We start from the raw sequence: 25,990 nt of genomic DNA, 5'->3' as shown, positions 1-25,990 counted from the left end.
CCGTGATTTACGCAAGGGAACCCTTGGTTTCCAATTGAAACACAAAAACCCCTGAACCGTAGAAAACCATGAGAGATGCGCCAACCCCACCTTCAATCTCATGGCGCACAGCCGCATTCAGACTGGACAATTCGGCACCGCAGAAGATGATGTGGAAACGTCCAATTTCACGGTCACCGTGCACCGAAGGCTTTGCATAAAGGGATACAGCATGACTGCGCCACGAAACTCATTCAAAAAGGCTCTATTACAGGGAAAAACGCAGATTGGTTGCTGGATGAGCTTTGCTGAATCCATCACGGCCGAGATAATGGGAACGGCAGGTTTCGATTGGCTGGTGATCGATGGAGAGCATGCCCCAAACGACATCCGGTCAATCCGGGATCAGCTCCTAGCCCTTGCAGCAAGCGACTCTCATGCGGTTGTGAGGGTCCCCGTGGGAGAGACCTGGCTGATCAAGATGGTTCTGGATGCGGGTGCTAAGACCGTACTGGTTCCGATAGTGGAAAGCGCCGAGCAGGCGCGAGAGCTGGTCCGGGCCTGCCGCTATCCCCCTGCCGGTGTCCGCGGTGTGGGCGCGATGGCATCGCGGGCGACGATTTACGGATCGGTCGGAAACTACATTCAGACCGCAGATCAGGAGATTTGCTTGTTGTTACAGGTTGAAACCCGCGCCGGAATGGCTGCTCTGGACGAAATTCTGGAAGTTGACGGCGTGGATGGCGTATTCATCGGACCTGCCGATCTGTCGACTGATATGGGCCATCAGGGCAACAGTGCGGCGCCCGAGGTGCGAGAGGTTATCGGCGATGCACTGACCCGGATCAAAGCTGCAGGCAAAGCGCCTGGCATTTTGGCAACAAATGACGAGGCCCGGCAGGCATATCTGGATATGGGCGCACAGTTTTTGGCAGTTGGTATTGATGTGATGCTGCTGGCGCAAACGGCACGTGATCTCGCCGCGCGATGGAAAGCCGGCTAACCGTTCAACGGTACATGGCCGCTGCGGCCTGGGCGTATCCGCCGGAGGCACCATCGACGAAATGCACATGATCGTCCCGTGTGGCCGACGGGACGAAACACGTCGTCATCGCCTCGTCCTGCACGTGCAAACCGTATCGGATTTTGCCGCGCCCGCGCGCTTCTTCCAGCATTTGTTCGATCTGTCGCAAAGTGGCCGTATCACAATCCAATGTCATCTTCAGACCGTCATCAAACTTGCGGAAATCGGCATTGCTGCTGACCATAATCCTGTAGTGTTCAGGCTCAAACTGTCCCAGCTTTTTACCGGTCTTGAAGAGTATCGCGATCAGCAGGTTCTGAACCAGAAGAACGAGCTTGTGCAAAATCAAATTCCGCCCGTTGCGCGAAACATGCGCATCAATGTCAAGGCCAGGAGGCGGCCACCTCATGGGTGGACCATTCTCCGGCACCGGATGTCCGGCGCGCTCCAGCTCTTCTGACGCGGACAGAACCGATTGCGCAAGATCGGCAAAATCACGTTCAGTTGCTGACGCGGTGGGTTCAATGACCAGTGAAACGATCTGACCGTGCCGCGCCAGGCTGTTGGACCATCTACACGACAAGCCTGTCAGGTTCGGCTGCGCACCCAGTTCGGCAGGCGCGATCATATGACGACCCGCTTTCATCTCTGCCTCGGCCCAGGCCAATCCCCCGCCAGAAAACATGGCATAATCCACGCCGGAGGACGGAGCAAAACGGGCGACACGCAAGTCCCTGCCTGCTTTTCGGATTTCTGCCACCGACACCAGCGCCGCACGCAACGGCATGGAAAACTCCTCTTCCGACCAGCGCCGCAAGGCTGAAAGAGTATCCCGAGCTACTTCAACTTCGCCGGGAGGAATCGCAAACGCCGCTCCGTCGCCGCCAAAGACATAGGGAAACAACTTGCCGTCCATCGCGTTAATCATCGCCGAGATCACGGCGGCCCCAACGGTGTTGACGGTTTTGTATCGCCCTCGCGCTATTTCCCCGGTTGAATCGACAATATCGGCGACCCCCAGAAACCAGTCGTCGGGCACCGGAGAAAACTTCGCCGGGTCTGCCAGACGGGTGAAATCCCGCAACAGGGGCAGGTTTTCGTAAAACGCAGAATGGAGGTCTTTCATTTTCCCCCTCGGAATCAAACTTCCGGCAAAGATAGCCGGAATGCGGCCCAAGTCCTGTTACTGAAACATAGTACACATGCTTGTGCGTTGCATCATTGCGTGCCAAGCATTCCCTTCGGATGAGCGGAAAAGAGGCGGGCTATGCAGGCGGGTTTGGTGGTTTTGTGCCTGGGCTATGTGCTCAGCCAGTTTTTCCGTGCATTTCTGGCTGTGCTCAGTCTGGATCTTGAACGCGACATCGGCGCCACACCCGAAGATCTGGCCTTTGCGTCGGGCCTTTGGTTCCTGGTGTTCGCAGCAATGCAAATTCCAGTTGGCTGGGCGCTGGACAAGGTCGGTCCGCGGCTGACCGCAGCCGCGCTTCTTCTGGTTGGTGGTGCAGGAGGATCCGCGATTTTTGCGGTCGCGACCTCACCTTTGCATGTCAGCGTTGCCATGGGCCTGATCGGCGTCGGATGCTCTCCGGTTCTGATGGCATCTTATTTCATCTTTGCCCACGAATATCCTCCGGCCCGGTTCGCGACGCTGGCCGCCGTCATGCTGGGTGTCGGCTCGGTAGGCAATCTTGTGGCCTCCTATCCGACTGCGCTTGCTGTTGAATGGATCGGATGGCGCGCAACGATGGTTGGGCTGGCCGCGATATCTGCTGCGATTGCTTTTGGTATTTGGCTGAGCGTACGCGATCCCGCGAAGGTTGGAACGGAACACAAGGGTACGCTGCTGGACTTGTTGAAAGAACCTGCGCTGTGGCTGATCATGCCTTTGATGCTAGTGGCATATGCGCCCTCTGCCGCCCTGCGCGGGCTGTGGGCTGGGCCGTATCTGAACGATGTCTTCGGGCTCAGCACTACACAGATCGGCACCGCGACACTGGTTATGGGGTCTGCGATGATTGTCGGTACCTTTGTCTACGGGCCGCTGGATCGCGTTTTTGGCACCAGGAAGTGGGTTATCTTAGCAGGCAACGTGCTGGGTGCAGTGGCACTGACCCTGCTTTGCGTGTGGATTGACTATGCCACATGGCTGTCCGTTCTGCTGTTGGCCGTCATCGGTTTTGCCGGGGCCAGCTTTCCGGTCATCATGGCCCATGGACGGGCCTTCGTCCCGCCACATCTGGTGGGTCGTGGTGTGACCTTGTTGAATCTCTTCGGAATCGGAGGTGTCGGCATTGCCCAATTTGTCACCGGGCGCGTTCATGCGGCCACCGCCGAGAACGGGACAACCGCGCCTTACACAGCAATTTTCGCGTTTTTTGCCGTAACCCTTGCCATCGGTTGCGTGATTTATCTATTCAGCCGGGATAGTGTGGATTAAAGCAATTGCGGAGCAAGCCGTGCAGGAAATCGAGGTTATAGCGCCGAACCTGAAACACAGCCTCTCCGGTGTCACAACAACCGTCATCCGCCTGTTGCCGATCCAGAAGCATATGATCGGGATCGTTGCCACAGGACCCGGCCTGCCGGATGATCTGCCCCACATCCGATTGATCAAAGTTCCATTCATTTCGAACAGGACGCCCCGGGTGTGGCATGCGCGGCGCAATACCGAAATGCTGATGGGCCTGTTTTTGAAACATGTGCTGCAGCGTAATCTGAAACTGCTGTTTACATCGGCTGCGCAGCGAAATCACTCCGGGTTCACGAAATGGCTGATCTCGAAGATGGACGGCCTGATCGCCACAACTCCGGAAGCGGCATCGTTTCTTGAACATCCCGCGACTGTCATAATGCATGGTGTGAATACCGAACTGTTTCACCCGGCCGAGGACAAATCGCTGCTGCGAAAGAAACTGGGGCTGCCTGATGGGACTTTGATCGGGTGTTTCGGGCGTATTCGACCTCAGAAGGGTGTCGACCTCTTGGTGGATGCGGCGATTGAGGTTCTGCCAAACCATCCCGACGCCAGCATAGTCTTTACCGGGCGCGCCACCAAAGAATTTGAATCGTTCCAACAGGAACAGGAAGCCAAGCTCAACGCTGCCGGGCTATCGGAACGGGTGCACTTTCTGGGCGAGCGTCCTTGGGAGGAAATCGTTCAAACCTACCGCGCCCTTGACCTGTTTGTGGCCCCGGCCCGTCACGAAGGGTTCGGCCTCACACCGCTTGAGGCGATGGCCTCCGGCGTGCCCGCAATCGCCTGCCGCGGGGTTGGGGCGTTCAGCGCCCAAATCGAGGACGGGGAGACAGGCCGCTTGATCGAAAAGGATAACGCCGGGGCACTGGCCGAAGCACTGGAACAGATGTTGGGTGATCCGGACAAGCTTGTGCAATCCGGTCAGGCCGCAAGACAGCGTGTAGAGCAGCTTTTTCGAATCGAAGGCGAAGCGGAAGCCATCGTGCGTGTCTATCGTTCTTTGCTGAACACAGGTGAAAACGCGCATTCGGGTTAAAATCGACGTCGATTCGGCCAATTCTCCCGTGATAGCTCTTTTTTCTTCGCTGCAACGCGGCTATGAACGCGCGTCCTTAACATTGGAGACATGAAATGGGCTATCGCGTCGTAGTCGTCGGCGCCACGGGTAACGTGGGCCGCGAAATGCTGAACATTCTGGCTGAACGCCAGTTCCCCGTCGATGAACTTGCTGTTCTGGCAAGCCGTCGTTCGCTGGGCACCGAAGTAAGCTTTGGCGACACGACACTCACTACCAAGGATCTGGACACGTTCGATTTCACCGGCTGGGACATGGCGCTGTTTGCCGTAGGGTCCGAGGCGACCAAGGTCTACGCCCCCAAGGCGGCCAAAGCTGGCTGCGTGGTGATCGATAACTCGTCGCTCTATCGTTATGACCCGGACATTCCGCTGATCGTGCCGGAATGTAACCCGCAGGCGATCCACGACTACAAAAACAAGAACATCATCGCCAACCCCAACTGCTCGACCGCGCAGATGGTTGTCGCGCTGAAGCCGCTGCATGACCGCGCGCGCATCAAGCGCGTTGTCGTGTCGACCTATCAGTCGGTGTCTGGCGCCGGTAAGGAAGGCATGGACGAGCTGTGGGATCAGACCAAAGCGATCTATAATCCCACTACGGACGTGCCACCAAACAAGTTCCAGAAGCAGATCGCCTTCAACGTCATTCCCCAGATCGACGTCTTCATGGAAGACGGCTCGACCAAGGAAGAGTGGAAGATGGTTGTTGAGACTAAAAAGATCGTCGATCCGTCGATCAAGGTCACAGCCACCTGCGTCCGCGTTCCAGTCTTTGTTGGCCACTCTGAGGCCGTGAATATCGAGTTCGAGGAATTCCTGGACGAAGACGAAGCCCGTGACATCCTGCGCGAAGCACCTGGTATCATGGTGATCGACAAACGCGAAGCGGGTGGCTACGTCTCACCGATCGAATGCGCGGGCGATTTCGCCACGTTCATCAGCCGTATCCGCCAGGATTCGACCATCGAAAACGGTCTTAACCTGTGGTGCGTCAGCGACAACCTGCGCAAGGGCGCCGCCCTGAACGCCGTGCAGATCGCGGAACTTCTGGGCCGCGAGGTCCTGAAAAAGGGCTGACATCCCGATTTTCGCCAAAGGTTGAAAACCAGGAAACCCGCTGATTGTTCAGCGGGTTTTTTGATTATTTGTCAGTGCCAAGTTTGCGGGAGAAACTTGGCATTCGCCAATGCGCAGTATTGGAAGGCAATTTGGACGACCGCCGTGCGAGTTCAACGGTCGTTTATCCAATGGCTCATGCTCTTGAGAACACGTTGATGGAACTCGCCGTGTGCATCCTCAACTGCAGGCCCTTGGACCCATTCCAAATCCAAATTCAGTGCTCCTACAGGTACGATTTCCCGCGCAACTTCGGGCGGGGTGGTTTCGTCAGTCGTTCCGTCCTTCCAATCGTGAAAGGCTGATGAGTATCGAACGACGGCTTTGCTGGCCGGCAAATCGAGCAACCCGCCCTCTGCAAAGAACGTCAAGCCATCGCCCATCTCCTCCCCAATGAGTTTGAGCCTGTTTCCCAATCGATGTTTGAGGATGGCTACGAACACGATCGCTGCGGAAAACGTGAATTTATCGACAAGCACGACAACCTGCTTGTTTGCGCTTTCCGAGATCGCGTCGATCAAGGGCATCGTTAGAAGAAAGTCGCCCCCCGTGTTTCCGCGAACGTCAATCAAGAGCGGTTTGTTCGAACAGGCGCGCACTCGTTCCACTGCGGCTGAGATGGCTGCAAGCAGCGCACTTTCGTTCGAATCAAAGAAGCTTGGTAACGCTATTGATAGCCCAAGGTCTTGCCAGTCCTTTATCTCCACAAAAGCCTCGGGCTGCCAGGTTGGATCATCCTTGCCGTGCTCGTTTCTCGGGTATAGCACAGATCCAGGAACGGTATGTTCATTGGCCACTTTCAGATTCGTTATCTGTCCATTTTCGTCCCGCAGACGATACTCGGTCGTTCCGCCGCTTGACGAAAAACCCAAACGTGCCAAAGCGTACGGCCAAGCCAAAAAAATCGGTCCGATAACCCGTTTCCTTTGTCGCCTTCCCGCTAGAAACTGCTCAGCGGTGGCTTCAATATAGCTCAAATCTGCGCCATTGACCGCTATCAGCTCTCCTCGTGGTGCAGTTATCTCTGGTACCGCGCCGATGAATTGCACGGAACACCCTACGCTCACGAACCTCAGCGGCAGCACCTCGATCGCATCGTTCGGGATCAGCCGTGTATGCCCATTATCGGGAAGTGCCAATAGACGCATCGCTGACATCAGGAAGGCTTCGATGGAGCCCTCCAAGGCGTATCGCCGGGTTTCACCAATACAGCTGTCTATCACGGCCTTTTCGATCTTCCCAAAGCTGGGATCGGTTGGCAGCACAGTTTCCAAAATTTGTTTCAGGTCTTCCGCGAGTGACATGTTTCACGGTGCGCATAGCCGCTCGTCAATGTCCAGATTGGGCCCACAGAGGACTTTCAACAACTAAAACGGATTCGCTCTCTTTCTTGTCTGACAGTCAAACTTCACCTCCACGTATTTCATCCGCACCCGTCAAACCTCAAAAGAAACCAGTGCAGCCGCACAGTCTAGCACGCGGTGAAGGTCGCCAACCTGTTGACAAAACCCAACGCGCTTGCCACCTAAAAACTGAACCTTGTTCGTGGCGGAGCGGATGCGACACGCCCGATTACAAACAGTATTCCGTGCAAGGCGGAAGAGGCAGGGAATGCACATTTCGACCAAACGCAGGATTGCCAAGTCCCTGACGATCGGATGCACATGCGTTCTGATGGCACTGGTCGTCATCGGCTTTACGGGGCAGGTCTTTGCCGTGGGAGATTCAATCGCTCTGCTTCGTCCTCAGGCTGGTGTTCTGCTCCTGCCCTGCGCCGTGATACTTCTATTCATGCGCGCCAGATTTCTTGCTTTGACCACCTTGGTCTTTGCGGGGGCGGCCATTGGATCCATCGCAGCCAGCGTTGCCGCGCCCTCGGACGATTGCAATGGCTCCTGCTTGACGCTGTACCAGAAGAATCTCATGAGCAAAGCCTGGCCCCGGTATTCACTGGCCGAAGACATCATTGAGTCAAATGCACAGATCGTGACGTTGCAGGAAGTATCCAGCCACAATCGCAAGTACATGAGCAATCTGTTCGAGCATTACCCCGAAAAGGCGGTCTGTGAATTCCGCCCTGAACAAAACGTCGCCATCCTGACGACCTTGCCGATTGTCGAGAATTCCGAATTCTGTCTGCAAGGTTATGGGCTTGTGGGGTTACAGGTCAAAGCGCCCGGCGGTGATTTGGTCTGGGTCGTATCAGTTCATCTGAACTGGCCATTTCCTTACGACCAGTCCAGGCAAAGCCAGGTGATTGCCGACCGCATCAGCCAACTTGAAGGACCGGTTCTGATTGCCGGAGATTTCAACATGGTGCCCTGGGGCGAAAGCGTCAGACGGATCGGAGCGGCCGCAAACAATCAGAGTTTTGGAACCGTCCTGAACACTCACAACCTCGGCAGTTGGAAGATCCCATTGCCGATAGACAACCTTTTGTTCCCCAAAGGAACAACAGGAACGGTTGAGCTGCGCCCCTTCATGGGATCCGATCACCTGGGAAAGCTTGCCCGGTTTCGACTGGGCTAGGATTTCCGTCAAGCACACTGCCGCACGCTTCTGTAGAAACACAGGGCTAGCTTTGAGTTTCCACCAGTTCTTTCAGATTGGTCAGACCACGTTCATAGTCCTCGCCCACCCACGTATCCATCATCAACCCCATCCAGCGGGACATGGGGTTGAGACCCAGATCCGATTCAAACCCCCAGGTAACTTTGGTTCCCGCCCCGTCAGGCTCAAGGGTGAATGACGCAGCGGCAGTACCCATCGGGCCAAAATCCAGCACCGTTCTGACCCGTTGGTTTTCCACGCTCTCGACGATTTCCTGTGAGCCCGTGCCGACCTGCGGGTGATCCGAATCCCAGTTCAGAGCGTTCCCGACCCCGGCGGCAGGGCCGGAATACGTCAGTTTGGTTTCGGGGTCCCGGTTCAGCCAAGGAGACCACTTTTCGGTTTCCTGCATCGAATTCACATAAGGAAAGATGGCACTCGCCGGAGCGTCGATCGCAATGCTACGCGAAACTTCTGCCTTTCCTGGCAACAGATAGGAAGCCGCGACCAGAACCAGAATGCAAACGACCAATCCTGCGAAGATGCGCTTGATGACTTTCATGGTAGGCTCCGATCTTCAAATGCGATGAGTGGAGTATACCAAAAACGGCTCTGAATCAGAGCCGCTATCTTTATCGTTTCGGACTTGCCGATGTGTCGTCGTCAGACCGGGACGAACTTTTTTTGATAAGGGTCATAGCTTTCCAACCCACCTGCACCGATATCCGTCCACAAGCCGTGCAAGCTCAGCGCTCCCTGCTCAACGGCTGACGAGACGAAGGGGAAGGTCATCAGGTTTTCCAGTGATGCGACAACCGATTGACGCTCGAACTGTCGGGCCTGTTCGACACTGTCCTCGATATCCGCGACCAGTTCGTATTTCGGCTTGAGAATATCCATCCAGCGACCAACAAAACTGTCCTTGGCATCCAGCTGCGGCGCCTGCCCCTTGCACATGTCGATACAGCCCTGCACGCCGCCGCATTGCGAATGCCCCAGAACGATCAAATGAGCGACCTTGAGCGCTGTTACGGCATATTCAATGGCAGCGCTGGTGCCGTGGTGGTCCCCATCCGGTGCATAGGGCGGCACCAGGTTGGCGATGTTTCGGTGAATAAAGAAATCGCCCTGGTCGGCTCCGAACATGGATGTCACGTGAACCCGGCTGTCGCAGCAGGATATGACCATGGCACGGGGGCGTTGTCCCTCATCGGCAAGACGGCGATACCAGACCTGGTTTTCCGAATATGTCGTGGCCTTCCATCCGTGATACCGTTTTAAAAGGTAGCTCGGCAGAGGTTTGGCAAAGTCCATTTCAATGTTCCCGTTCTTGTCGCTGACGGATGATCTAAACCGAATTCAAGGAAAATTCGAGCCATTATCCGGTTTCCCTGCAAGGTTTTGCAAAGGAATTTGCTGCCAGGATCAAGACCGCGCCGTGGGGGCGTTTGAACTAGGGTGAATGTGGTGGAAAAGATTATCACGCTTGAACACAAGGAATCCGTCCGTCTGGACTCGGATCAACTGAGCGGACTGTACCGGCAACTTGGCGACAAGAATGCGCTGGACGTTCTGTGCCGCACGGTCGAGGAGCTTGCCGTGCGCCTGTCAAACTGCGAACGCTACTGGCGGCAGCGCGAATGGGCGGACTTGCGCAAATGTGCCAAGTCACTGGTCGCAATATCCGAACAGATCGGGATGACGGCCCTGGCCCGGGTGGCGGGTGACGTGGCCCACACCGTCGATGCCGGTGACGCCATTGCGGCGGGTGCGACGCTAGGGCGTTTGATCCGTGTCGGGGAACGATCGTTGACCGCCGTCTGGGACCAGCAGGACCTTTCCGTCTGACAGGGGTTGCGGGCAGATCATGCGCGGCTAGTCTGTGCGCAGAAACCATCAGCCGAGACGCCCATGACCCTGTCCTTCGCCCCACCCTCTGACCCGTCCATACCGCTTCATGTGATTGCGCAGCCGGATTTGGACAATTGGTTGCAGGATCAACCGGATACCGTCCAGACCTGGGTTGCCGCAAACGGGTTTACAGGTGCGATGGGGCAGACACTGTTGGTACCAGGTGCGAATGGCGCGGTTGATTTTGTACTGGCCGGTTATGGAACAGAAGTCACGCGTGCGCGACAAAGGTTCCTATTGGCCGCCGCAGCCATGACACTGCCGGAAGGAACCTATCATATCGCGTCCGGCATTCCCGCTGATCGGCTGGAGATGGAGTGTTTTGGCTGGTTGATGACAGGCTACACCTTCGATCGCTACGCGTCTCAATCCGGTGGATCGGCGGCGCTGATTTCACCTGTAGGTGTGGATGCCAACCGTATCGAAGCCATGGCCAATGCCGAAGTTCTGACCCGCGATCTGGTGAATACGCCAGCCTCGGATATGGGTCCTGAGCAGTTGCAGCAGGCGGCTGAGGTTCTGGCTGGCGAATTCGGTGCCTCCTGCAGCGTGATCACCGGCGAGGCCCTGCTGGATCAGAATTTTCCCATGATCCACACGGTAGGACGCGCTGCGGAACAGGCCCCCCGGCTGATCGAACTGAACTGGGGCAGCAGCGGCCCCAAACTGACGCTTGTCGGCAAAGGTGTGTGTTTCGACACAGGCGGGCTGAACCTGAAACCGGGCGCGTCCATGGGTCTGATGAAGAAGGATATGGGGGGTGCGGCCAATGTGCTGGGACTGGCCCGGATGATCATGGCGCTGGGTATTCCGCTGCAACTGCGGGTTCTGATCCCGGCGGTCGAAAACGCGCTTGCCGGAAATGCCTTCCGTCCAGGCGACATCCTGACCTCCCGCAAGGGACTTACGGTCGAGATCAACAATACGGATGCCGAAGGGCGTCTGGTGCTTGCTGATGCGCTGGCGCTGGCGGCTGAAGGAGAGCCCGATCTGGTGATCTCGATGGCGACGCTGACCGGTGCCGCACGGGTGGCCGTTGGCCCGGATCTGGCACCGTTCTACACAGACGACCAGCAATGCGCGTCTTCCCTTTCACACGCGGCAGAGGTTTCGGCTGATCCGGTCTGGCGCATGCCGTTCCACACGCCTTACGAAGCGATGATCGAACCCGGTATTGCCGATCTGGACAACGCACCATCGGGCGGATTTGCTGGATCGATCACCGCCGCTTTGTTTCTGCGACGGTTCGTGGGCGCGCACCGCTATGTCCATTTCGACATCTACTCCTGGCAGCCCAGTAAAGAGCCCGGTCGCACCAAAGGTGGTCTGGGTCAGGGGCCGCGCGCCGTGTTAAACGCATTGCCGGAGATATTGGAGCTATGACGGATCGCAGGTTGCTTCGCTTCAACGGACGGGTGGCGCATTCATCGCTGAAAGGTCAGGTCGAAGCTGATGCTTTTTTGGATGGTGAAACATATCATATTCAATCGGTTGTGCGGGACGTTCTAGACAAACCCAATGGTAGTCGGCAGTGCCAGATGGTGTGCGGAGAAGTATTCATCATCTTGGAGCGGGCGCAGAACCACCTGTTCGGGTTTCGCGAAAAAGATGGCTATGTCGGGTGGGTGCGACAGGAAATAGAAAGACGGCCACTTCAGCCAACGCACCGCGTTTCCGTGCCAAGAGCAGTTTCATTGGAACACCCCGATGTGACCAAAAACGCGAACGAACGGATTCTGCCTTTTGGCGCTGGTATAGAATACTGGCCACGCCGTGATTCAGAACGCGAAAACACCATTCGTTCGACCGGATGGGTTTGCGTGAAAGAAGAGGGCCACATTCCAACGCCGCGATACATTCGCGAAACACAGCTGGTCGAAAAAAACTGGGTGGGTTCTGATCCTGCAGCCATTGCAGAACAGTTTCTTACCACCCCTTACATCTACGGTGGCGATACCGGACTTGGACTTGACTGTTCGGGCCTGATTCAAATCGCTTTTCATTCCTGCGGATTACCCTGCCCTCGCGATAGCGACATGCAAGCAGAGTTCTTCAAGCCAATCCCAAACCCCGAGCTTCGCCGGGGTGATCTGGTGTTTTGGAAAGGTCACGTAGGCATGATGCTGGATCAGGACACGCTTGTGCATGCAAACGCACATCACATGGCTGTTGCCAAAGAACCTTTGGAGGACGCTGTCTCTCGTATCGGCCGAAAAGAGTTCGGGGCTGTAACAGGATATGGGCGACATCCTGCGTCTTAGGCTCTAATCCGGGTTCACGGCCCGGATCAGCTTGCGTTCCAACACCCGTAAAACCGCGCGCAGATCGTGGCCGCGTTTCAGGATGCGGCCATCCATACCTATGACAGAATACATTCCCTGTCTCGATCTCAGGCGCGGATGCTTTTCGACGCGGTAGATCGGGTGTTCTGCGGTGCGCCGGAAGATCGAGAACACCGCCATGTCGCGCAGGTTGGAAATACCATAGTCGCGCCATTCCCCGGCGGCGACCATCCGACCATAAACGGATAGGATTTGAGACATCTCATGCCGGTCGAAAGCCACGGGCATCTGCGCTGCGCTTGCCGAGAACCGGCTGGGAGGCTGCATATTCATACCTCCAGCCTTGCCGGAATTCGCGTTTGAATCAAGCCTGATGCGCTGTTGTCTTACAATTACGACACAAGTGTTACCGTCGGCCGACCTGACGGCAGATCAGGATTACAGGCAGCAGACCTACGGCCAGAATAACCAGCGAAGGCACAGCTGCGCCCTCCAATCTCTCGTCCGAGGCCAATCGATATGCCTGCACCGCCAACGTGTCGAAATTGAACGGCCGCATGATCAGAGTGGCCGGAAGTTCCTTCATCACGTCAACGAACACGATCAGAAGGGCCGTCAACAGAGACGGAGTCAGAATGGGCAGGTGAACACGCCGCAGAGTTCCCAACGGCGTCTGACCAAGTGAGCGGGCTGCGGCATCCATATTGGCGTGTACCGTGCTTTGGCCACCCTCATATGCGCTGAGCGCAGCAGCCAGGAACCGCACCATGTAGGCAGCGACCAGCAGCCAGATCGAACCTGTAACCAACAGCCCCGTGGACACATCGAAGGTCTGACGCATCCAAACGTCCAGCGCGTTGTCAAAGCTCGCGAAGGGGACGATCAAGCCAACCGCGATGACGCCGCCGGGCACCGCATATCCCAGACGCGCCATATAAGCAGTCGCAGACGAGGCGCGCCCCGGTCTGAGGCGTTGAAAGAACCCGACACTGATCGCCGCAAAAACGGTGATGACCGCCGCCGTACCAGCAAGGATCAGCGAATTCTGAATGAAGCCGATATAGCGCTGCGAAAACAGGTTCTGTTCGGATTCCAGGCCCATCTCGACCAGAATGATAACAGGCAGCAAAAACCCGAAAAGAACAGGTATCGCACAAAGCAAGAATGCGCCACAGGCCCGCAGGCCCGTCAGATGTACCGCCGGTTGCGCCAAATGCTGTTTCCCGGCCTGATAGTATTTTGCCTTGCCGCGCTGGGTGCGCTCGGCCACGGCCATGATCAGGGCAAAGCCCAGCAGGCACAGCGCAAGTTGTGCAGCCGCAGCCCGGTCGGCCATAGAAAACCAGCTTGTGTAGATCCCGGTGGCAAAGGTCTGCACACCGAAATACGACACGGTTCCGAAATCCGCGATGGTCTCCATGACGGCCAGCAGTACACCGCCTGCAATGGCAGGCCGCGCCATCGGGAGTGAAACGCGCCGAAACGCCAGCCATGGATTGTTACCCAGCGCCCGCGCCGCCAGAAATGCGGTCGCGCTTTGCTGAAGGAACGCAGCCCGCGCAAGCAGATAGACATAAGGATAGAGCACAAGGATCAACATGACCGCTGCGCCCTCGGTCGAGCGGATTTCCGGGAACCAGTAGTCGCGCGGGCCCCAACCGGTGACATCACGCAGCGTGCTTTGAACGATGCCCGGGTGATCCAGAATGAAGGTGTAGGCATAGGCAAGAACATAGGCCGGAAAGGCCAGCGGAAGGACCAGTGCGATCTCTAGAAACCGTACTCCGGGAAAACGGGTCATCGTTACCAGCCAGGCCGCCCCGGTGCCGATACTGAACGTTCCCGCCGCGACCAACACCACGAGAATCAGGGTCGTCACGATATAGCCGGGCAGCACCGTCTCCATCAGGTGCGAGATTGTGTCCGTTCCACCGGTTACAGCCGCCAGGACCACGGCGATCATCGGCAAAAGGCACGCGGCAGCCACGACATAGGCGATCCCCGCCAGCAGTCGGGTACCGCGTACACCGCGATTGCGCGATCCGTTCTGTGAAAACTCGATTTCGGCCATCATCCCGGCTTGTGATTGGCAAAGGCGAAGGGTTCGCCTTTAATCGACCAAAAAGCTCGGAAACACCAGTGCATCGGTAAACAAATCTGCGGCGCAAACTGCCGCAGACTTGAAACAGGCCATTATTCGTAGACGCGCTGATCCTCGATCACCACCCCGTCCCTGGGAAGGGATCCGGGGGCCACAACCTCGATCGCGCCTTTCAGCTTCAACACCTCGGCCACCGACTTGGCATATGCCGGGTCGTCACCGCGCGGGCTTTCAATCCGGACTGTCATCGTGTCCATCTCACCCTGACGGGCTGCAATAACGCGGGCTTTGACGATTTCCTCATGTTTGTCGACCAGGGCCGCTACCTGTTCCGGGCGTACAAACATCCCCTTGATCTTGGTGGTCTGATCGGCGCGCCCCATCCAGCCTTTGATCCGGATATTGGTCCGGCCACAGGGCGAGAAACCCGGCAGGACGGCCGAAAGATCTCCGGTCGCAAAGCGGATCAACGGGTAATCCGGGTTGAGAGAGGTCACGACAACCTCGCCCACTTCGCCCGGCGCTACCGGCGTACCGGTTCCGGGCGTTACGATCTCGACGATCACGTGTTCATCGATGATCATCCCCTCCATCGCAGCGCTTTCATAGGCGATGTTTCCCAGGTCCGCCGTCGCATAGCATTGCAGGCACGAAATACCGCGATCCGCGTATTCCTGACGCAGAGACGGGAACAGAGCACCACCACCAACGGCGGCTTTCGAGAAGTTCAGCGAAACGCCCATCTCGTCGGCCTTGTCCAGGATGACTTTCAAGTAATCAGGCGTGCCTGCATAAGCAGTGCAGCCAACGTCACGCGCGGCTGTCACCTGCAACTCGGTCTGTCCGGTTCCCGCCGGCAAAACGGCAGCACCTACAGCGCGGGCACCGTTTTCAAAGATCATGCCTGCCGGTGTCAGGTGGTAGCCAAAACAGTTCTGAACAATATCACCAGCACCAACACCCACGGCATTCAAGAACCGGCCCATACGCCACCAATCGTGATCGGTGCTGCCCGGTTCATAAATCGGCCCGGGGGACTGAAACACGTGATGGAAGTGGCGCGCTGGCTTCACGGTAAACCCGCCAAAAGGTGGGCGTTCCGCCTGCGCGCGGATCAGGTCCGACTTGCGCAGCACGGGCAGCATCGGCAAATCATCTGCCGAAATCACCTTATTAGTGTCTGAATCCGACAAGTGTGTAGCGAATCCGGGGGCAGATGCAGCACGTTTGATCTGCTCTGCAAGCGCTTTTGCCTGATCGGAAGCACGTTCGTCCGCCGAACGTGTTTCGAGTGCGTCGAAATAGGTCATCGCCAAATCCTCCATCCGCTCACAGCCACCTCTTGCGGCGGCGATAGGACCGCACGTCGCGAAAGCTCTTGCGACCCTCGTCGGACATACCAAGGTAGAATTCCTTCACGTCCGGGTTCTCGCGCAGTTCGGCGGCCGGGCCATCCATGACAACGCGCCCGGATTCAAGAATGTACCCGTAATGCGCAAACCGCAGGGCGACGTTTGTGTTCTGCTCGGCCAACAGGAAGGACACGCCCTCTTTCTCGTTGAGGTCCTTCACGATGCCGAAAATCTCTTCGACCAACTGCGGCGCGAGCCCCATCGAAGGTTCGTCCAGCAGGATCGTCTCCGGGCGCGACATCAATGCCCGGCCCATGGCAACCATCTGCTGCTCTCCACCCGACGTATAGCCAGCCTGCGAGCGGCGGCGCTCCTTCAAGCGGGGGAAGTAATTGTAGACCAGCTCCAGATCCTGCTGGATCGCCGCGCTGCCGTCTTTGCGGGTATACGCACCCGTCAGCAGGTTCTCTTCAACTGTCAGATGCTCAAAACAGTGACGGCCTTCCATCACCTGAATCACACCTTTTTCCACCAATACGGCAGGGTCGCTTTCGTGTACGCTCTGGCCACGATACTTGATCGAGCCTTTCGTAACCTCGCCGCGTTCCGAATGCAGCAGGTTCGACACTGCCTTGAGCGTGGTCGTCTTGCCCGCGCCGTTACCACCCAGCAAGGCCGTGATACCGCCCTTGGGAACAGTCAGGCTAACGCCTTTCAGCACGAGGATCACATGGTTGTAGATCACTTCGATATTGTTGACCTCAAGCAGGGTTTCCGCCTGCACGTCAGTGGTGTGTGCCGCATCCAGCATCAGCGCGTGTCCTCATGCCTGTCCCCTTCGGGACTGTTCGTGAGGAGCGGCAGTCTGCCCGCCGCTCCGAAGTTTTGAAAGCCGGCCCAAGCCGGTACGAGACTGCCTTTATTCGCAGCGCGGTTCGATGTTGTTCTCGGCTGCATAAGCTGCCGAGTCTTCCGCGATCAGAGCGTTGATCACTTCGACATCCGTTGGCTTGAAGTCCTGAACCGGGTTCCAGGTTCCGGCCGCTGCGTCCCACTGAACAACACCGACAAGACCGGGGCCGCCGTGATTGTCGCAGGAAACCGCGAACTCGGGTCCAAATCCGGACATGCCAAGCGCTTCCATCTTGGCATTGGTGATCTCCAGCGCCTCCATGCCATCGCGCATCATGGACGCGTCGATATCAGCAGTTCCGTGCAATTCTTGCGCGGTTTTCACGGCTTCGGCTGCCAGCATCGCAGCATAGAGACCGCGGTTATACTGAACTGTACCCAGTTGATCGCCTGCACCTGCTGCTTTGCCCGCGTCCACAACGTATTTCTTCAGATCGTCATAGACAGGGTAGTCCATTCCAAGACCAGTGAAGGTCAGTGCCTTGTAACCATTCGCTTTTTCGCCTGCTGGTTCAACATCGAATTCAGCACCGGACCACCAGACACCGATGAAGTTTTCCATCGGGAAACGGATGTTTGCAGCTTCTTGCACGGCCACCTGGTTCATGACGCCCCAACCCCACATGATTACGTAATCGGGCTTTTCACGGCGAATCTGCAACCACTGCGACTTCTGCTCCTGACCTGGGTGATCTACGGGCAGCAAGGACAGTTCATAGCCATGTTTTTCGGCCAGAGTTTCCAGCGTGCGGATCGGTTCCTTGCCATAAGCAGAGTTGTGATAGACCAGCGCAATCTTCTTGCCGTTCAGATCTCCACCATTCTCATCCAGCAGATAGTTGATCGCGCCCGATGCACCGTTCCAGTAGTTGGCCGGATAGTTGAACACGTGGCTGAACACTTTGCCGTTCGCAGCCGATGTTCGACCGTAACCCATCGTGTGCAGCGGGATGCCATCTGCGGTGACTTTCGGAATCAGCTGATAAGTAATGCCGGTCGACAGTGGTTGATACACCAACGCGCCTTCACCTTTGGTAGACTCGTAGCATTCAACGCCTTTTTCGGTGTTATAGCCGGTTTCGCATTCGATCACCTTCGCTGCAACACCGCCGATTCCACCGTCGCGTTCGTTCACCAGAGTGAAATAGTCGGCATAGCCGTCTGCAAACGGGATACCACCAGCCGCATAAGGTCCGGTCCGGTAGCTAAGCGACGGAAATACAAGGTCGGCCATGGCCGGGCCTGCCGCCATCAACGCGCCCAGCGCTAAGGTTGCCAGTTTCTTGTTCATCGGGTGTTTCCTCCCTTAATAGATCCGATGTTGAGTTCGGGCTTTGCACCCGTCTTTTAGTTGGGCCTGCCCCTTAGTGCGGGAACGGCCAGAGTCTGAGTTTTTCCTTCGCCACGCGCCATAGCTGCGCCAGCCCGTGCGGTTCGAGAATCAGGAACATGATGATCAGGGCACCGACAATCACCAGCTGTAGATGCGCCACGATATCCGTGGGCCAGCCGAGAACATCGACGCCGACCACTTTCAGGACCACGGGCAGAAGTACAAGGAATGCTGCGCCCGCGAAGGATCCGAAGATCGAGCCCAGACCGCCGATAATGACCATGAACAGCACCAGGAACGATTTCTGGATGCCGAATACTTCGCCGACCTCAACCGCGCCCAGATAGACCGAGAAGAACAGCGCGCCCGCGATGCCCACAAAGAACGAACTGACGGCAAAGGCAGTCAGTTTCGCCTTGAGCGGGTTCACCCCGATGATCTCGGCCGCGATATCCATATCGCGGATCGCCATCCATGTCCGCCCCGTCGTGCCGCGCGTCAGGTTGCGCGCGAGAATGGCGCAGATGGTCAGGAAAATCAGGCAAAACAGGTAAGTGGCCCAAGCCGATGCATTTGGACCAGTGATGATGATGCCGAACACATCCCGTTCCGGCGCATTGATCTGCCCCGACGCCGAATAGTTGTAGAACCACGGCACCCGGTTGAAAAGCCACACCAGGAAGAATTGCGCCGCCAGCGTCGCCACCGCAAGGTAAAACCCCTTGATCCGCAAGGATGGCAAGCCAAACAGTACACCGACGATGGCCGTTATCCCGCCGGCCAGCAACACGTGAATAAACATGCTGACATCCGGGAAAGCGGTCATCAGCTTGTAACAGGCATAGGCCCCCACAGCCATGAACCCGCCGGTGCCAAGGCTGACCTGCCCGCAATACCCCACCAGAATGTTCAAGCCGATTGCTGCAATGGCATAGATCAGGAAAGGCAATAGAAGGGCGTTTGCCCAATAGTCGTTGATGATGAACGGAATGATCCCGAACGCTACGGCAAGGACGACATAGTACCGATACCGATCGAACTTGATCGGGAAAGTCTGGCTGTCAGCAACATAGGAGGTTTTGAAATCTCCGGCCTCGCGATAGAACATGTCTTACTTTCCCCATTCTTCCTGCGCCCGGTTCCGGGCTTCGGCGTCCAGTTGATTGGACCCTTTGGCATATCCGCTCGCCTCCGAGGCGCGCACCAGTTTCAGGTAGGCCAGAACCCCCATGATCAGACCCGCAAAAGCCAGGATTGCCGCGATGGTCAGCTGGCCATCCGTCAGATCGTCCGAGGTCAGGGCGATATACCCAAACGCCCAGAACCCGGCCCATGCGATCACGTTGATGATGGCGATCAGCTTGGTCATGATGAACCCCACCAAGTGAACCACATCACCAATACGAACATCGCGGCAGCTGAAATCCCCATAAGCGCAATCGTGTCCACCGTATCAAGTGCAGGTTCTACGCCGGGTCCGCGATACTTGCCGCCCGAATGAACAGCGATACCTGACGCAATAGCTGCAACACACGATACGGCCACGGCGAACATCAGACGGCTCCTAAACCCTCTCAATGATCTTCTCCCCAAACAGACCCTGCGGTCGGAACACCAGAAAGATCAGCGCCAGCACATAGGCGAACCAGTTCTCGGTCGCGCCGCCGACCATCGGGCCGATGGCAAACTCGAACAGCTTCTCACCCACGCCGATGATCAGCCCGCCAACGATGGCTCCGGGGATCGAGGTGAACCCGCCCAGCATCAGCACTGGCAACGCCTTGAGCGCGATCAGCGACAGCGAGAATTGCACGCCCGACTTGGTGCCCCACATGATACCTGCGACCAGGGCGACAAATCCCGCAACCGACCAGACCATGACCCAGATGAAGTTCAAAGAGATGCCAACGGACAGCGCCGCCTGGTGATCATCTGCTACCGCCCGCATCGCGCGGCCCTGCTTTGTGTATTGGCTGAACGCGACCAGCGCCGCGACCAGAAGCGCCGCGATGACCGTCGCCACGATGTCCAGATTGTCGATGAAGAAGCCATAGCCGAAGATGTTGAACGTCGTCTCATCGATCCACAGGTTGATCCCCTGCGGCAGGCCCACATCCAGCGTCTTGATCTCGGACCCCCACATCAGGTCGGCGACGCCTTCCAGGAAATATGCCAGACCGATGGTCGCCATGAACAGGATGATTGGCTCCTGCCCAACCAGATGTCGCATGACGAACCGCTGCACACACCAGGCCAGCAACACCATCACACCCATCGTCAGAACGATCGCGAACAGCGCGGGCACATTCCACCCGAAGTAGTGGATATGGGTGCCGAAAGTCGCGTTGATCAGATGCGCAAATGGTACCTGCCCGTTCATGATCCCGACCAGCGTCATCGCCGCGAACAGGGCCATAACCCCTTGGGCATAATTGAAAATCCCAGACGCCTTGTAGATCAGTACAAAGCCCAGCGCGACCAGCGCATAGAGCACCCCGGCCATCAGACCGTTGAGGATGACCTCCATCCCGAAGATAATTTGATCAGGCATGCCAGCCCCTCCTCAATTCTGCCCTGAGCTTAGTCATGGCTGACCCCCAGATAGGCGTCGATGACTTCCTGATTGTTGCGCACTTCATCAGGTGTGCCGTCACCGATCTTCTTTCCGTAATCCATGACGACCACCCGGTCGCTCAGGTCCATCACAACGCCCATGTCGTGTTCGATCAGGGCGATGGTGGTGCCGAATTCGTCATTCACGTCGAGGATAAAGCGGCTCATGTCCTCTTTCTCTTCAACGTTCATACCCGCCATCGGCTCGTCCAACAGCAGCAGCTTGGGCTCTGCCGCCAGCGCCCGCGCCAGTTCGACGCGTTTCTTCAGACCGTAGGGCAGGCGTGATACCGGCGTCTTGCGGATGTGCTGGATTTCCAGAAAGTCGATGATCTTTTCAACCGCCTCGCGGTTTTCGGTCTCTTCCTTCTCGGCCTTGCCCTTCCACAGTGCCTGCTGAAGGATATTGGTCTTCATGTAACCCAATCGTCCGGTCATGACGTTGTCCAGAACGCTCATGCCTTCGAACAAGGCGATATTCTGAAACGTCCGCGCAATCCCCTGCTGCGCCACCTCAAAGGGCCGCATCGGCGGTCGCCTGGACCCATGGAACCAGACCTCACCCTCCTGCGGGACGTAGAAGCCCGAAATCACGTTCAGCATCGAGGATTTTCCGGCACCGTTCGGCCCGATGATGGCGCGGATCTCGCCCTCACGAATGTCGAACGAGATATCCTTGATCGCAACCACACCACCAAAGCGCAGGGTGATGTTCTTCATTTCCATCACCACACCGCCGATCTTGCGACCGTCTTCGGTGACATATCCATCGGAATTATCCAGCATCGGTCACTCCCTGACTTGCGCGAAAACGGGACGGCGGGCGGGGCGATGACCGCAGGTCGAGCGGCGCACGTACGGCCTTCATTCTGCGGCAACCTTATGTTGGGCAACGGGAACAACCGGCACGTCGACAATTTCCAGCGTCGCTGAGATCGATCCCTTGCGACCATCCTCATAGGTGACTTCTGTGGTGGTCGAGACCGTCTTGGACCCGTCATAAAGCGCGGCAATGATGTCGCTGAACTTGTCTTCGACAAAACCGCGCCGCACCTTCCGCGTCCGGGTCATCTCGCCATCATCCGCATCCAGTTCCTTGTGCAGCACCACAAAGCGATGCACCTGACAACCCGACAGCATTTCATCGGCGGCAACCGACTTGTTCACTTCTTCCACGTGGCTCCGAATCGTCTCTAACACGCGCGGATGCCCCGCCAGTTCCTGATACGAGGCATATGCGACGTTGTTGCGCTCGGCCCAGTTGCCGACCGCCGTCAGGTCGATATTGATGAAGGCCACGCAACGATCCTTGCCATTGCCGAACACGACGACCTCAAGGATATCCGGATAAAACTTCAGCTTGTTCTCGACGTATTTCGGCGCGAACATCGACCCGTCGGCCATCTTGCCCACGTCCTTGGCGCGATCGATGATCCGCAGATGCCCCGAGCTTTCCTCGATGAACCCGGCATCACCCGTGGCCACCCAGCCTTCGACATCCTTGGTCGAGGCCGTGGAGTCCGGATTGTTGAAATACTCCACAAACACACCGGGTGAGCGATAGTGAATTTCGCCCTTGTCGTCGATTTTCAGCTCAACGTCCGGCGCAGGAACACCGACAGTATCCGCGCGCACTTCACCATCCGGCTGGACAGTGATGAACACGGTCGCTTCGGTCTGGCCATACAGCTGTTTCAGGTTGATGCCTAACGAGCGATAGAAATCAAAAATCTCGGGCCCAATCGCCTCACCTGCCGTATAGCCCACCCGGAAGCGCCCGTACCCCAGCGTGTCTTTGAGCGGCCCGTATACCAGCAGATTGCCCAGTGCGTATTTCAACTTGTCACCCAAGCTCACCGGCTTGCCATCCAGCAACCGACCGCCGACCTTCTTGGCATGCGCCATGAAGTAGTGGAACATGCGCTGCTTGAGCTTGCTGGCATCTTCCATCCGGATCATCACATTGGTCAGTTGGGTCTCGAACACGCGTGGTGGGGCGAAGAAATAGGTCGGCCCGATCTCGCGCAGATCGGTCATCATCGTGTCGGCGCTTTCAGGACAGTTCACGCAGAAGCCGCACCAGTAAGCCTGACCGATGGAAAAGATGAAATCACCAACCCAGGCCATCGGCAGGTATGACAGGATGTCTTCATTCCGGGTCAGATGATCAAATTCGGCCGAGTTCTTGGCACTTTCGATCACGTTGCGGTTCGACAGCACCACACCCTTGGGCTTGCCCGTGGTGCCCGAGGTATAGAGCATCACGCAGGTGTCGTCATAGGTGAGCTCACCGATGCGCTTATCCAGTTCCGCGTCAAACCGCGCATGACCGGCGCTGCCTTCGGCCTTGATGTCGTCAAGGGCATTCATCTGGCTGTGGTCGTATTTCCGCATCCCCCGCTTGTCGGTATAGAGGATGTGTTTGACCTGATGCAGGTTTTCCTGAATCTCGATGACCTTGTCGACCTGCTCCTGATCGCCGCAGACGACATATTTCGCACCGCAATGCTCCAGCACATAGGCCATCTCTTCGGCAACCGCGTCCTGATAGAGAGGGACCGGAATGGCACCGACCATCTGCGCCGCAACCATTGACCAGTAATGTGCCGGACGGTTGCGTCCGATAACGGCGATGTGGTCGCCTTTTTCTACGCCAAGTTCCAGAAAACCCAAGGCAATCGCGCGGATTTCCCTGGCCGTTTCGGCCCAGGTCCAGCATTGCCAGATTCCGAATTCCTTTTCCCGGTAGGCCGGGGCGTCCCCGAACTGGGTCGCATTGCGGTGTAGCAGCGCCGGAAGAGAGTGCATCCCTTCAGCGCCCGACTGCGTCTGAGCCAATCTCTTTCTCCTCCCCATCCGACCCCTCCTCCGAGCCGGAAACGGCGGACCGGGGCTCAACCCCGGACGCCAATGCCCCGATAAGGGACGCAGGAAAGATCAGCGTCAACTTTTTCCTGATGTTTTCTCAATTCTTACGAATTGTAACAGTGGCATGGGATTGGCCTTTCCGACCATTCCAAATGGTGAGTTCGGGTCGTGTTTTGAACTTTAGTTGTCCGGTTTCAGCCAGTCTGTTGCCAGAGGTCGTGCAAACTATAGGAGGAAACTAAATCTGGAGTTCGATATGACGACGCGAGGCCATTGCCTGTGCAAGAGTACCCAATGGGAATTTGTTGGGGAGGTGACCTGGGCCTGCTACTGCCATTGTGATGATTGCCGTCGAAATTGCGCTGCGCCCATAGTAGCATGGCTAGGCGTTCCAATTCGCAACTTCAATTGGAATGGGCAGGCACCCAAAACAGTTGAAAGCTCAAAGGGTGTATTTCGACACTTTTGCAGAGATTGCGGCTCACCCATTGGCTTTGAAGCCGATCACTATCCCGGTGGTATGCATCTCTACGCGGCCTCAATGGAGTATCCAGAAGATTTCGCCCCGACCTTCCATGTCAACTTCCAAAGCAAGCTGCCTTGGCTTCTGATCGAGGACGATCTCGCGAAGTACGAAGGTACATTGCTTCACGCTCCAGAGGATCTGAGCGCCTATGACAACTAGGTTGTTTCCCGCGCGATGTTTCGCTTTTTCGAAGGCCTAAATCCGCGCGGATCGCCTGACGTGTAAACGTCGATCCTGCACCTACAACCAATCTCGCAAAATCGGAATCAATGGAACATCCGCCGCAGGCATCGGATAGTTCCGCAACTCATTCGCACGAGCCCATTTCAACGCCTGCCCCTCCTTGGATTGCGGAATGCCTTCCCATTTGCGACAAGCAAACAGCGGCATCAGCAGGTGAAAATCGTCATAGCTGTGGCTGGCAAAAGTCAGCGGGGCGAGGCACGAAGCCCAGGTGTCGATGCCCAGCTCTTCGTGCAATTCGCGGATCAGAGCGACCTCGGGGGTTTCGCCTGGTTCGATCTTGCCACCGGGGAATTCCCAGAGACCGGCCATAGATTTGCCCTCGGGTCGTTGGGCCAGTAGCACCCGGCCCTCAATGTCGATCAGGGCAACGGCAGACACTAATACAGTTTTCACGAGCGATAATCCGCGTTGATCTCAATATAGCCATGGGTCAGGTCACAAGTCCAAACGGTGGACTTGCCTACGCCCAGTCCCAGATCAACCGCGATCACCAGATCCTGACCTTTCATATAGGCGGCGGCTTCATCCTCGCGGTAGTCCGGACTGACCCAGCCCTTTTCGGCAACCAGAATATCACCGAAGGAAATACTTAGCAGGTCGCGGTCGGCGGCGGCGCCGGATTTGCCGATGGCCATGACAATGCGGCCCCAATTCGGGTCTTCCCCGGCAATGGCCGTTTTGACCAGCGGAGAGTTGGCGATGGCCAGACCATGTACTTTGGCATCCGAATCCGAAGCGGCGCCGGTCACACGGATTTCCACGAATTTGGTGGCGCCTTCCCCGTCGCGCACCACTTGTTGCGCAAGGTCCAGCATCACCGTTTCCAATGCCTCCGCGAAGGCGGAATTGCCGGTGGCATCAACGCCCGAAGATCCGGTCGCACACAGCAACACGCTGTCTGAAGTCGAGGTGTCGCTGTCCACAGTGATGCAGTTGAAGGTGCGGTCTGTCTGTGCGCTCAGCATTTCCTGCAACGCGGGTTGCTCAACCCGTGCGTCAGTGAAGATAAAGACCAGCATCGTCGCCATGTCCGGTGCGATCATGCCAGACCCCTTCGCAATTCCTGCAATAGAGACTGTATTGCCGTCAATTTCGACCTGTGCGCTCGCCCCTTTCGGGAACGTGTCAGTTGTCATGATCGCCCGTGCGGCATCTTCGATAGCATGGCGGCTGAGGCCGGATTTCAACGCCTCAAGCTGAACCACGATACGGTCATGTGGCAGCGGTTCGCCGATGACACCGGTGGACGAGGTAAAGACCCGCTCGACCGGAACGCCTGTTGCTTTTGAAACGGCCTGCGTCACCTCGGCCACGGAAGTTTGACCAAAATGGCCAGTGAACGCGTTGGCATTGCCCGAGTTTACAAGGATCGCCGCCGGTCCATCGTTGGGGCCACCTATTTTCTCCTGACAATCCAGAACCGGCGCGGCCCGCGTGGTCGAGCGGGTGAAGACACCCGCCACTGACGTGCCCGGATCAAGAACCGCCAGCATGACATCTGTACGGCCCTGATAGCGCACGCCCGCTTCGACGGTGGCGAAGCGCACACCATCGATCGCGGGCAGTTCAGGGAAAGACGCGGGCGCCAGCGGCGAAACCTTGGTGATCGTGGCCACGGGTC

26 protein-coding genes are annotated in these 25,990 nt (G+C 57.1%); 9 read left to right on the top strand and 17 right to left on the bottom strand.

Features of this window, described 5'->3' with window-relative positions; all coding sequences use genetic code 11:
• The first annotated feature begins 211 nt into the window (after positions 1-211).
• A complete protein-coding gene (locus AC2FFA_RS15580) occupies positions 212-982 on the top strand; it encodes an aldolase/citrate lyase family protein (RefSeq protein WP_496852322.1) in 771 nt (256 codons plus the stop codon).
• A gap of 4 nt (positions 983-986) precedes the next feature.
• Here the strand turns inward: AC2FFA_RS15580 and AC2FFA_RS15575 are convergent, their stop codons facing one another.
• Positions 987-2,129, bottom strand: coding sequence for a DUF3095 domain-containing protein (locus tag AC2FFA_RS15575; RefSeq protein WP_496852321.1), 1,143 nt, complete (start codon positions 2,127-2,129; stop codon positions 987-989).
• A gap of 141 nt (positions 2,130-2,270) precedes the next feature.
• Between AC2FFA_RS15575 and AC2FFA_RS15570 the strand changes: the two genes are divergently transcribed.
• The 3 genes from AC2FFA_RS15570 to AC2FFA_RS15560 all read left to right on the top strand — a co-directional run bounded on the left by AC2FFA_RS15570 (position 2,271) and on the right by AC2FFA_RS15560 (position 5,636).
• Positions 2,271-3,443, top strand: a complete 1,173-nt coding sequence (locus tag AC2FFA_RS15570) for an MFS transporter (protein ID WP_496719035.1) — start codon at positions 2,271-2,273, stop codon at positions 3,441-3,443.
• A gap of 19 nt (positions 3,444-3,462) precedes the next feature.
• Positions 3,463-4,518: a glycosyltransferase family 4 protein gene (locus AC2FFA_RS15565; RefSeq protein ID WP_496852320.1), complete on the top strand. Its 1,056-nt coding sequence runs from the start codon at positions 3,463-3,465 to the stop codon at positions 4,516-4,518.
• 95 nt (positions 4,519-4,613) lie between these two features.
• A complete protein-coding gene (locus AC2FFA_RS15560) occupies positions 4,614-5,636 on the top strand; it encodes an aspartate-semialdehyde dehydrogenase (RefSeq protein ID WP_496852319.1) in 1,023 nt (340 codons plus the stop codon).
• 152 nt (positions 5,637-5,788) lie between these two features.
• Here AC2FFA_RS15560 and AC2FFA_RS15555 read toward each other — a convergent pair whose 3' ends face one another.
• Positions 5,789-6,832: a S41 family peptidase gene (locus AC2FFA_RS15555; protein ID WP_496852318.1), complete on the bottom strand. Its 1,044-nt coding sequence runs from the start codon at positions 6,830-6,832 to the stop codon at positions 5,789-5,791.
• Positions 6,833-7,286: 454 nt separating this feature from the next.
• On the opposite strand from AC2FFA_RS15555, the gene AC2FFA_RS15550 reads away from it, so the two are divergent.
• Complete coding sequence (locus AC2FFA_RS15550) at positions 7,287-8,204, top strand: endonuclease/exonuclease/phosphatase family protein (RefSeq protein ID WP_496684880.1); 918 nt, start codon at positions 7,287-7,289, stop codon at positions 8,202-8,204.
• A gap of 46 nt (positions 8,205-8,250) precedes the next feature.
• Here the strand turns inward: AC2FFA_RS15550 and AC2FFA_RS15545 are convergent, their stop codons facing one another.
• Together AC2FFA_RS15545 and AC2FFA_RS15540 are read right to left on the bottom strand one after the other, a co-directional pair.
• Positions 8,251-8,787 carry an SRPBCC family protein gene (locus tag AC2FFA_RS15545; protein WP_496852317.1) on the bottom strand — a complete coding sequence of 179 codons (537 nt, stop codon included), beginning with the start codon at positions 8,785-8,787 and terminating at the stop codon, positions 8,251-8,253.
• Positions 8,788-8,888: 101 nt separating this feature from the next.
• Entirely contained in the window at positions 8,889-9,539 is a 651-nt protein-coding gene (locus AC2FFA_RS15540) for a carbonic anhydrase (protein ID WP_299899906.1), read from the bottom strand.
• Positions 9,540-9,683: 144 nt separating this feature from the next.
• Here AC2FFA_RS15540 and AC2FFA_RS15535 point away from each other — a divergent pair, with 144 nt between their 5' ends.
• From AC2FFA_RS15535 to AC2FFA_RS15525, 3 genes are all read left to right on the top strand, one after another.
• A complete protein-coding gene (locus AC2FFA_RS15535; protein ID WP_496852316.1) occupies positions 9,684-10,073 on the top strand; it encodes a hypothetical protein in 390 nt (129 codons plus the stop codon).
• A gap of 63 nt (positions 10,074-10,136) precedes the next feature.
• Positions 10,137-11,519, top strand: a complete 1,383-nt coding sequence (locus tag AC2FFA_RS15530) for a leucyl aminopeptidase family protein (protein ID WP_496852315.1) — start codon at positions 10,137-10,139, stop codon at positions 11,517-11,519.
• Positions 11,516-12,397, top strand: coding sequence for a C40 family peptidase (locus tag AC2FFA_RS15525; RefSeq protein ID WP_496852314.1), 882 nt, complete (start codon positions 11,516-11,518; stop codon positions 12,395-12,397). Before AC2FFA_RS15530 ends, AC2FFA_RS15525 begins: the two co-directional genes overlap by 4 nt.
• A gap of 3 nt (positions 12,398-12,400) precedes the next feature.
• Here AC2FFA_RS15525 and AC2FFA_RS15520 read toward each other — a convergent pair whose 3' ends face one another.
• From AC2FFA_RS15520 to AC2FFA_RS15470, 11 genes are all read right to left on the bottom strand, one after another.
• Positions 12,401-12,751 (bottom strand): DUF2794 domain-containing protein, encoded by a 351-nt coding sequence (locus AC2FFA_RS15520; RefSeq protein ID WP_117871396.1) that lies wholly within the window; start codon positions 12,749-12,751, stop codon positions 12,401-12,403.
• 73 nt (positions 12,752-12,824) lie between these two features.
• Complete coding sequence (locus AC2FFA_RS15515; protein WP_496852366.1) at positions 12,825-14,489, bottom strand: ABC transporter permease; 1,665 nt, start codon at positions 14,487-14,489, stop codon at positions 12,825-12,827.
• A gap of 122 nt (positions 14,490-14,611) precedes the next feature.
• The gene (locus AC2FFA_RS15510) at positions 14,612-15,829 is read right to left on the bottom strand and encodes a phenylacetate--CoA ligase family protein (RefSeq protein ID WP_496852313.1); all 1,218 of its coding nucleotides are present in this window, start codon (positions 15,827-15,829) and stop codon (positions 14,612-14,614) included.
• Between the two features lie 19 nt (positions 15,830-15,848).
• Positions 15,849-16,682, bottom strand: coding sequence for an ABC transporter ATP-binding protein (locus AC2FFA_RS15505; RefSeq protein ID WP_117871394.1), 834 nt, complete (start codon positions 16,680-16,682; stop codon positions 15,849-15,851).
• A 108-nt stretch (positions 16,683-16,790) separates the two neighbouring features.
• Positions 16,791-18,074: an ABC transporter substrate-binding protein gene (locus tag AC2FFA_RS15500; RefSeq protein WP_117871392.1), complete on the bottom strand. Its 1,284-nt coding sequence runs from the start codon at positions 18,072-18,074 to the stop codon at positions 16,791-16,793.
• A 73-nt stretch (positions 18,075-18,147) separates the two neighbouring features.
• Complete coding sequence (locus AC2FFA_RS15495) at positions 18,148-19,224, bottom strand: branched-chain amino acid ABC transporter permease (protein WP_117871390.1); 1,077 nt, start codon at positions 19,222-19,224, stop codon at positions 18,148-18,150.
• A gap of 3 nt (positions 19,225-19,227) precedes the next feature.
• Positions 19,228-19,485: a hypothetical protein gene (locus AC2FFA_RS15490; protein WP_117871388.1), complete on the bottom strand. Its 258-nt coding sequence runs from the start codon at positions 19,483-19,485 to the stop codon at positions 19,228-19,230.
• Positions 19,482-19,670, bottom strand: coding sequence for a hypothetical protein (locus tag AC2FFA_RS15485; protein WP_480685585.1), 189 nt, complete (start codon positions 19,668-19,670; stop codon positions 19,482-19,484). The genes AC2FFA_RS15490 and AC2FFA_RS15485 overlap by 4 nt, the downstream gene beginning before the upstream one ends.
• A 10-nt stretch (positions 19,671-19,680) precedes the next feature.
• Positions 19,681-20,667 carry a branched-chain amino acid ABC transporter permease gene (locus AC2FFA_RS15480; RefSeq protein WP_117871384.1) on the bottom strand — a complete coding sequence of 329 codons (987 nt, stop codon included), beginning with the start codon at positions 20,665-20,667 and terminating at the stop codon, positions 19,681-19,683.
• Positions 20,668-20,696: 29 nt separating this feature from the next.
• Positions 20,697-21,515, bottom strand: coding sequence for an ABC transporter ATP-binding protein (locus AC2FFA_RS15475; protein WP_496673518.1), 819 nt, complete (start codon positions 21,513-21,515; stop codon positions 20,697-20,699).
• A gap of 78 nt (positions 21,516-21,593) precedes the next feature.
• Positions 21,594-23,537 (bottom strand): AMP-binding protein, encoded by a 1,944-nt coding sequence (locus AC2FFA_RS15470; protein ID WP_496852365.1) that lies wholly within the window; start codon positions 23,535-23,537, stop codon positions 21,594-21,596.
• Positions 23,538-23,853: 316 nt separating this feature from the next.
• On the opposite strand from AC2FFA_RS15470, the gene AC2FFA_RS15465 reads away from it, so the two are divergent.
• Positions 23,854-24,282: a GFA family protein gene (locus tag AC2FFA_RS15465; protein WP_496852312.1), complete on the top strand. Its 429-nt coding sequence runs from the start codon at positions 23,854-23,856 to the stop codon at positions 24,280-24,282.
• Between the two features lie 81 nt (positions 24,283-24,363).
• Here the strand turns inward: AC2FFA_RS15465 and AC2FFA_RS15460 are convergent, their stop codons facing one another.
• Both AC2FFA_RS15460 and argJ read right to left on the bottom strand, forming a co-directional pair.
• Entirely contained in the window at positions 24,364-24,762 is a 399-nt protein-coding gene (locus AC2FFA_RS15460; RefSeq protein WP_496852311.1) for a (deoxy)nucleoside triphosphate pyrophosphohydrolase, read from the bottom strand.
• Positions 24,759-25,985: a bifunctional glutamate N-acetyltransferase/amino-acid acetyltransferase ArgJ gene (argJ, locus tag AC2FFA_RS15455; protein ID WP_496852310.1), complete on the bottom strand. Its 1,227-nt coding sequence runs from the start codon at positions 25,983-25,985 to the stop codon at positions 24,759-24,761. The genes AC2FFA_RS15460 and argJ overlap by 4 nt, the downstream gene beginning before the upstream one ends.
• Between the last annotated feature and the right edge of the window lie 5 nt (positions 25,986-25,990).

This window comes from Ruegeria sp. YTSB088, from assembly GCF_059609825.1.
Note: the sequence above shows the minus strand (reverse complement) of the source record. Positions and strands in the feature narration are given on the sequence as shown.

Bases quoted from the DNA above. Each gene is read 5' to 3' on its own strand.
- AC2FFA_RS15580 (WP_496852322.1), top strand. From the start codon at position 212: ATGACTGCGCCACGAAACTCATTCAAAAAGGCTCTATTACAGGGAAAA.
- AC2FFA_RS15575 (WP_496852321.1), bottom strand. From the start codon at position 2,129: ATGAAAGACCTCCATTCTGCGTTTTACGAAAACCTGCCCCTGTTGCGG.
- AC2FFA_RS15570 (WP_496719035.1), top strand. From the start codon at position 2,271: ATGCAGGCGGGTTTGGTGGTTTTGTGCCTGGGCTATGTGCTCAGCCAG.
- AC2FFA_RS15560 (WP_496852319.1), top strand. From the start codon at position 4,614: ATGGGCTATCGCGTCGTAGTCGTCGGCGCCACGGGTAACGTGGGCCGC.
- AC2FFA_RS15555 (WP_496852318.1), bottom strand. From the start codon at position 6,832: ATGTCAGCGATGCGTCTATTGGCACTTCCCGATAATGGGCATACACGG.
- AC2FFA_RS15550 (WP_496684880.1), top strand. From the start codon at position 7,287: ATGCACATTTCGACCAAACGCAGGATTGCCAAGTCCCTGACGATCGGA.
- AC2FFA_RS15545 (WP_496852317.1), bottom strand. From the start codon at position 8,787: ATGAAAGTCATCAAGCGCATCTTCGCAGGATTGGTCGTTTGCATTCTG.
- AC2FFA_RS15540 (WP_299899906.1), bottom strand. From the start codon at position 9,539: ATGGACTTTGCCAAACCTCTGCCGAGCTACCTTTTAAAACGGTATCAC.
- AC2FFA_RS15530 (WP_496852315.1), top strand. From the start codon at position 10,137: ATGACCCTGTCCTTCGCCCCACCCTCTGACCCGTCCATACCGCTTCAT.
- AC2FFA_RS15525 (WP_496852314.1), top strand. From the start codon at position 11,516: ATGACGGATCGCAGGTTGCTTCGCTTCAACGGACGGGTGGCGCATTCA.
- AC2FFA_RS15520 (WP_117871396.1), bottom strand. From the start codon at position 12,751: ATGAATATGCAGCCTCCCAGCCGGTTCTCGGCAAGCGCAGCGCAGATG.
- AC2FFA_RS15515 (WP_496852366.1), bottom strand. From the start codon at position 14,489: ATGGCCGAAATCGAGTTTTCACAGAACGGATCGCGCAATCGCGGTGTA.
- AC2FFA_RS15510 (WP_496852313.1), bottom strand. From the start codon at position 15,829: ATGACCTATTTCGACGCACTCGAAACACGTTCGGCGGACGAACGTGCT.
- AC2FFA_RS15505 (WP_117871394.1), bottom strand. From the start codon at position 16,682: ATGCTGGATGCGGCACACACCACTGACGTGCAGGCGGAAACCCTGCTT.
- AC2FFA_RS15500 (WP_117871392.1), bottom strand. From the start codon at position 18,074: ATGAACAAGAAACTGGCAACCTTAGCGCTGGGCGCGTTGATGGCGGCA.
- AC2FFA_RS15495 (WP_117871390.1), bottom strand. From the start codon at position 19,224: ATGTTCTATCGCGAGGCCGGAGATTTCAAAACCTCCTATGTTGCTGAC.
- AC2FFA_RS15490 (WP_117871388.1), bottom strand. From the start codon at position 19,485: ATGACCAAGCTGATCGCCATCATCAACGTGATCGCATGGGCCGGGTTC.
- AC2FFA_RS15485 (WP_480685585.1), bottom strand. From the start codon at position 19,670: ATGTTCGCCGTGGCCGTATCGTGTGTTGCAGCTATTGCGTCAGGTATC.
- AC2FFA_RS15480 (WP_117871384.1), bottom strand. From the start codon at position 20,667: ATGCCTGATCAAATTATCTTCGGGATGGAGGTCATCCTCAACGGTCTG.
- AC2FFA_RS15475 (WP_496673518.1), bottom strand. From the start codon at position 21,515: ATGCTGGATAATTCCGATGGATATGTCACCGAAGACGGTCGCAAGATC.
- AC2FFA_RS15470 (WP_496852365.1), bottom strand. From the start codon at position 23,537: ATGCACTCTCTTCCGGCGCTGCTACACCGCAATGCGACCCAGTTCGGG.
- AC2FFA_RS15465 (WP_496852312.1), top strand. From the start codon at position 23,854: ATGACGACGCGAGGCCATTGCCTGTGCAAGAGTACCCAATGGGAATTT.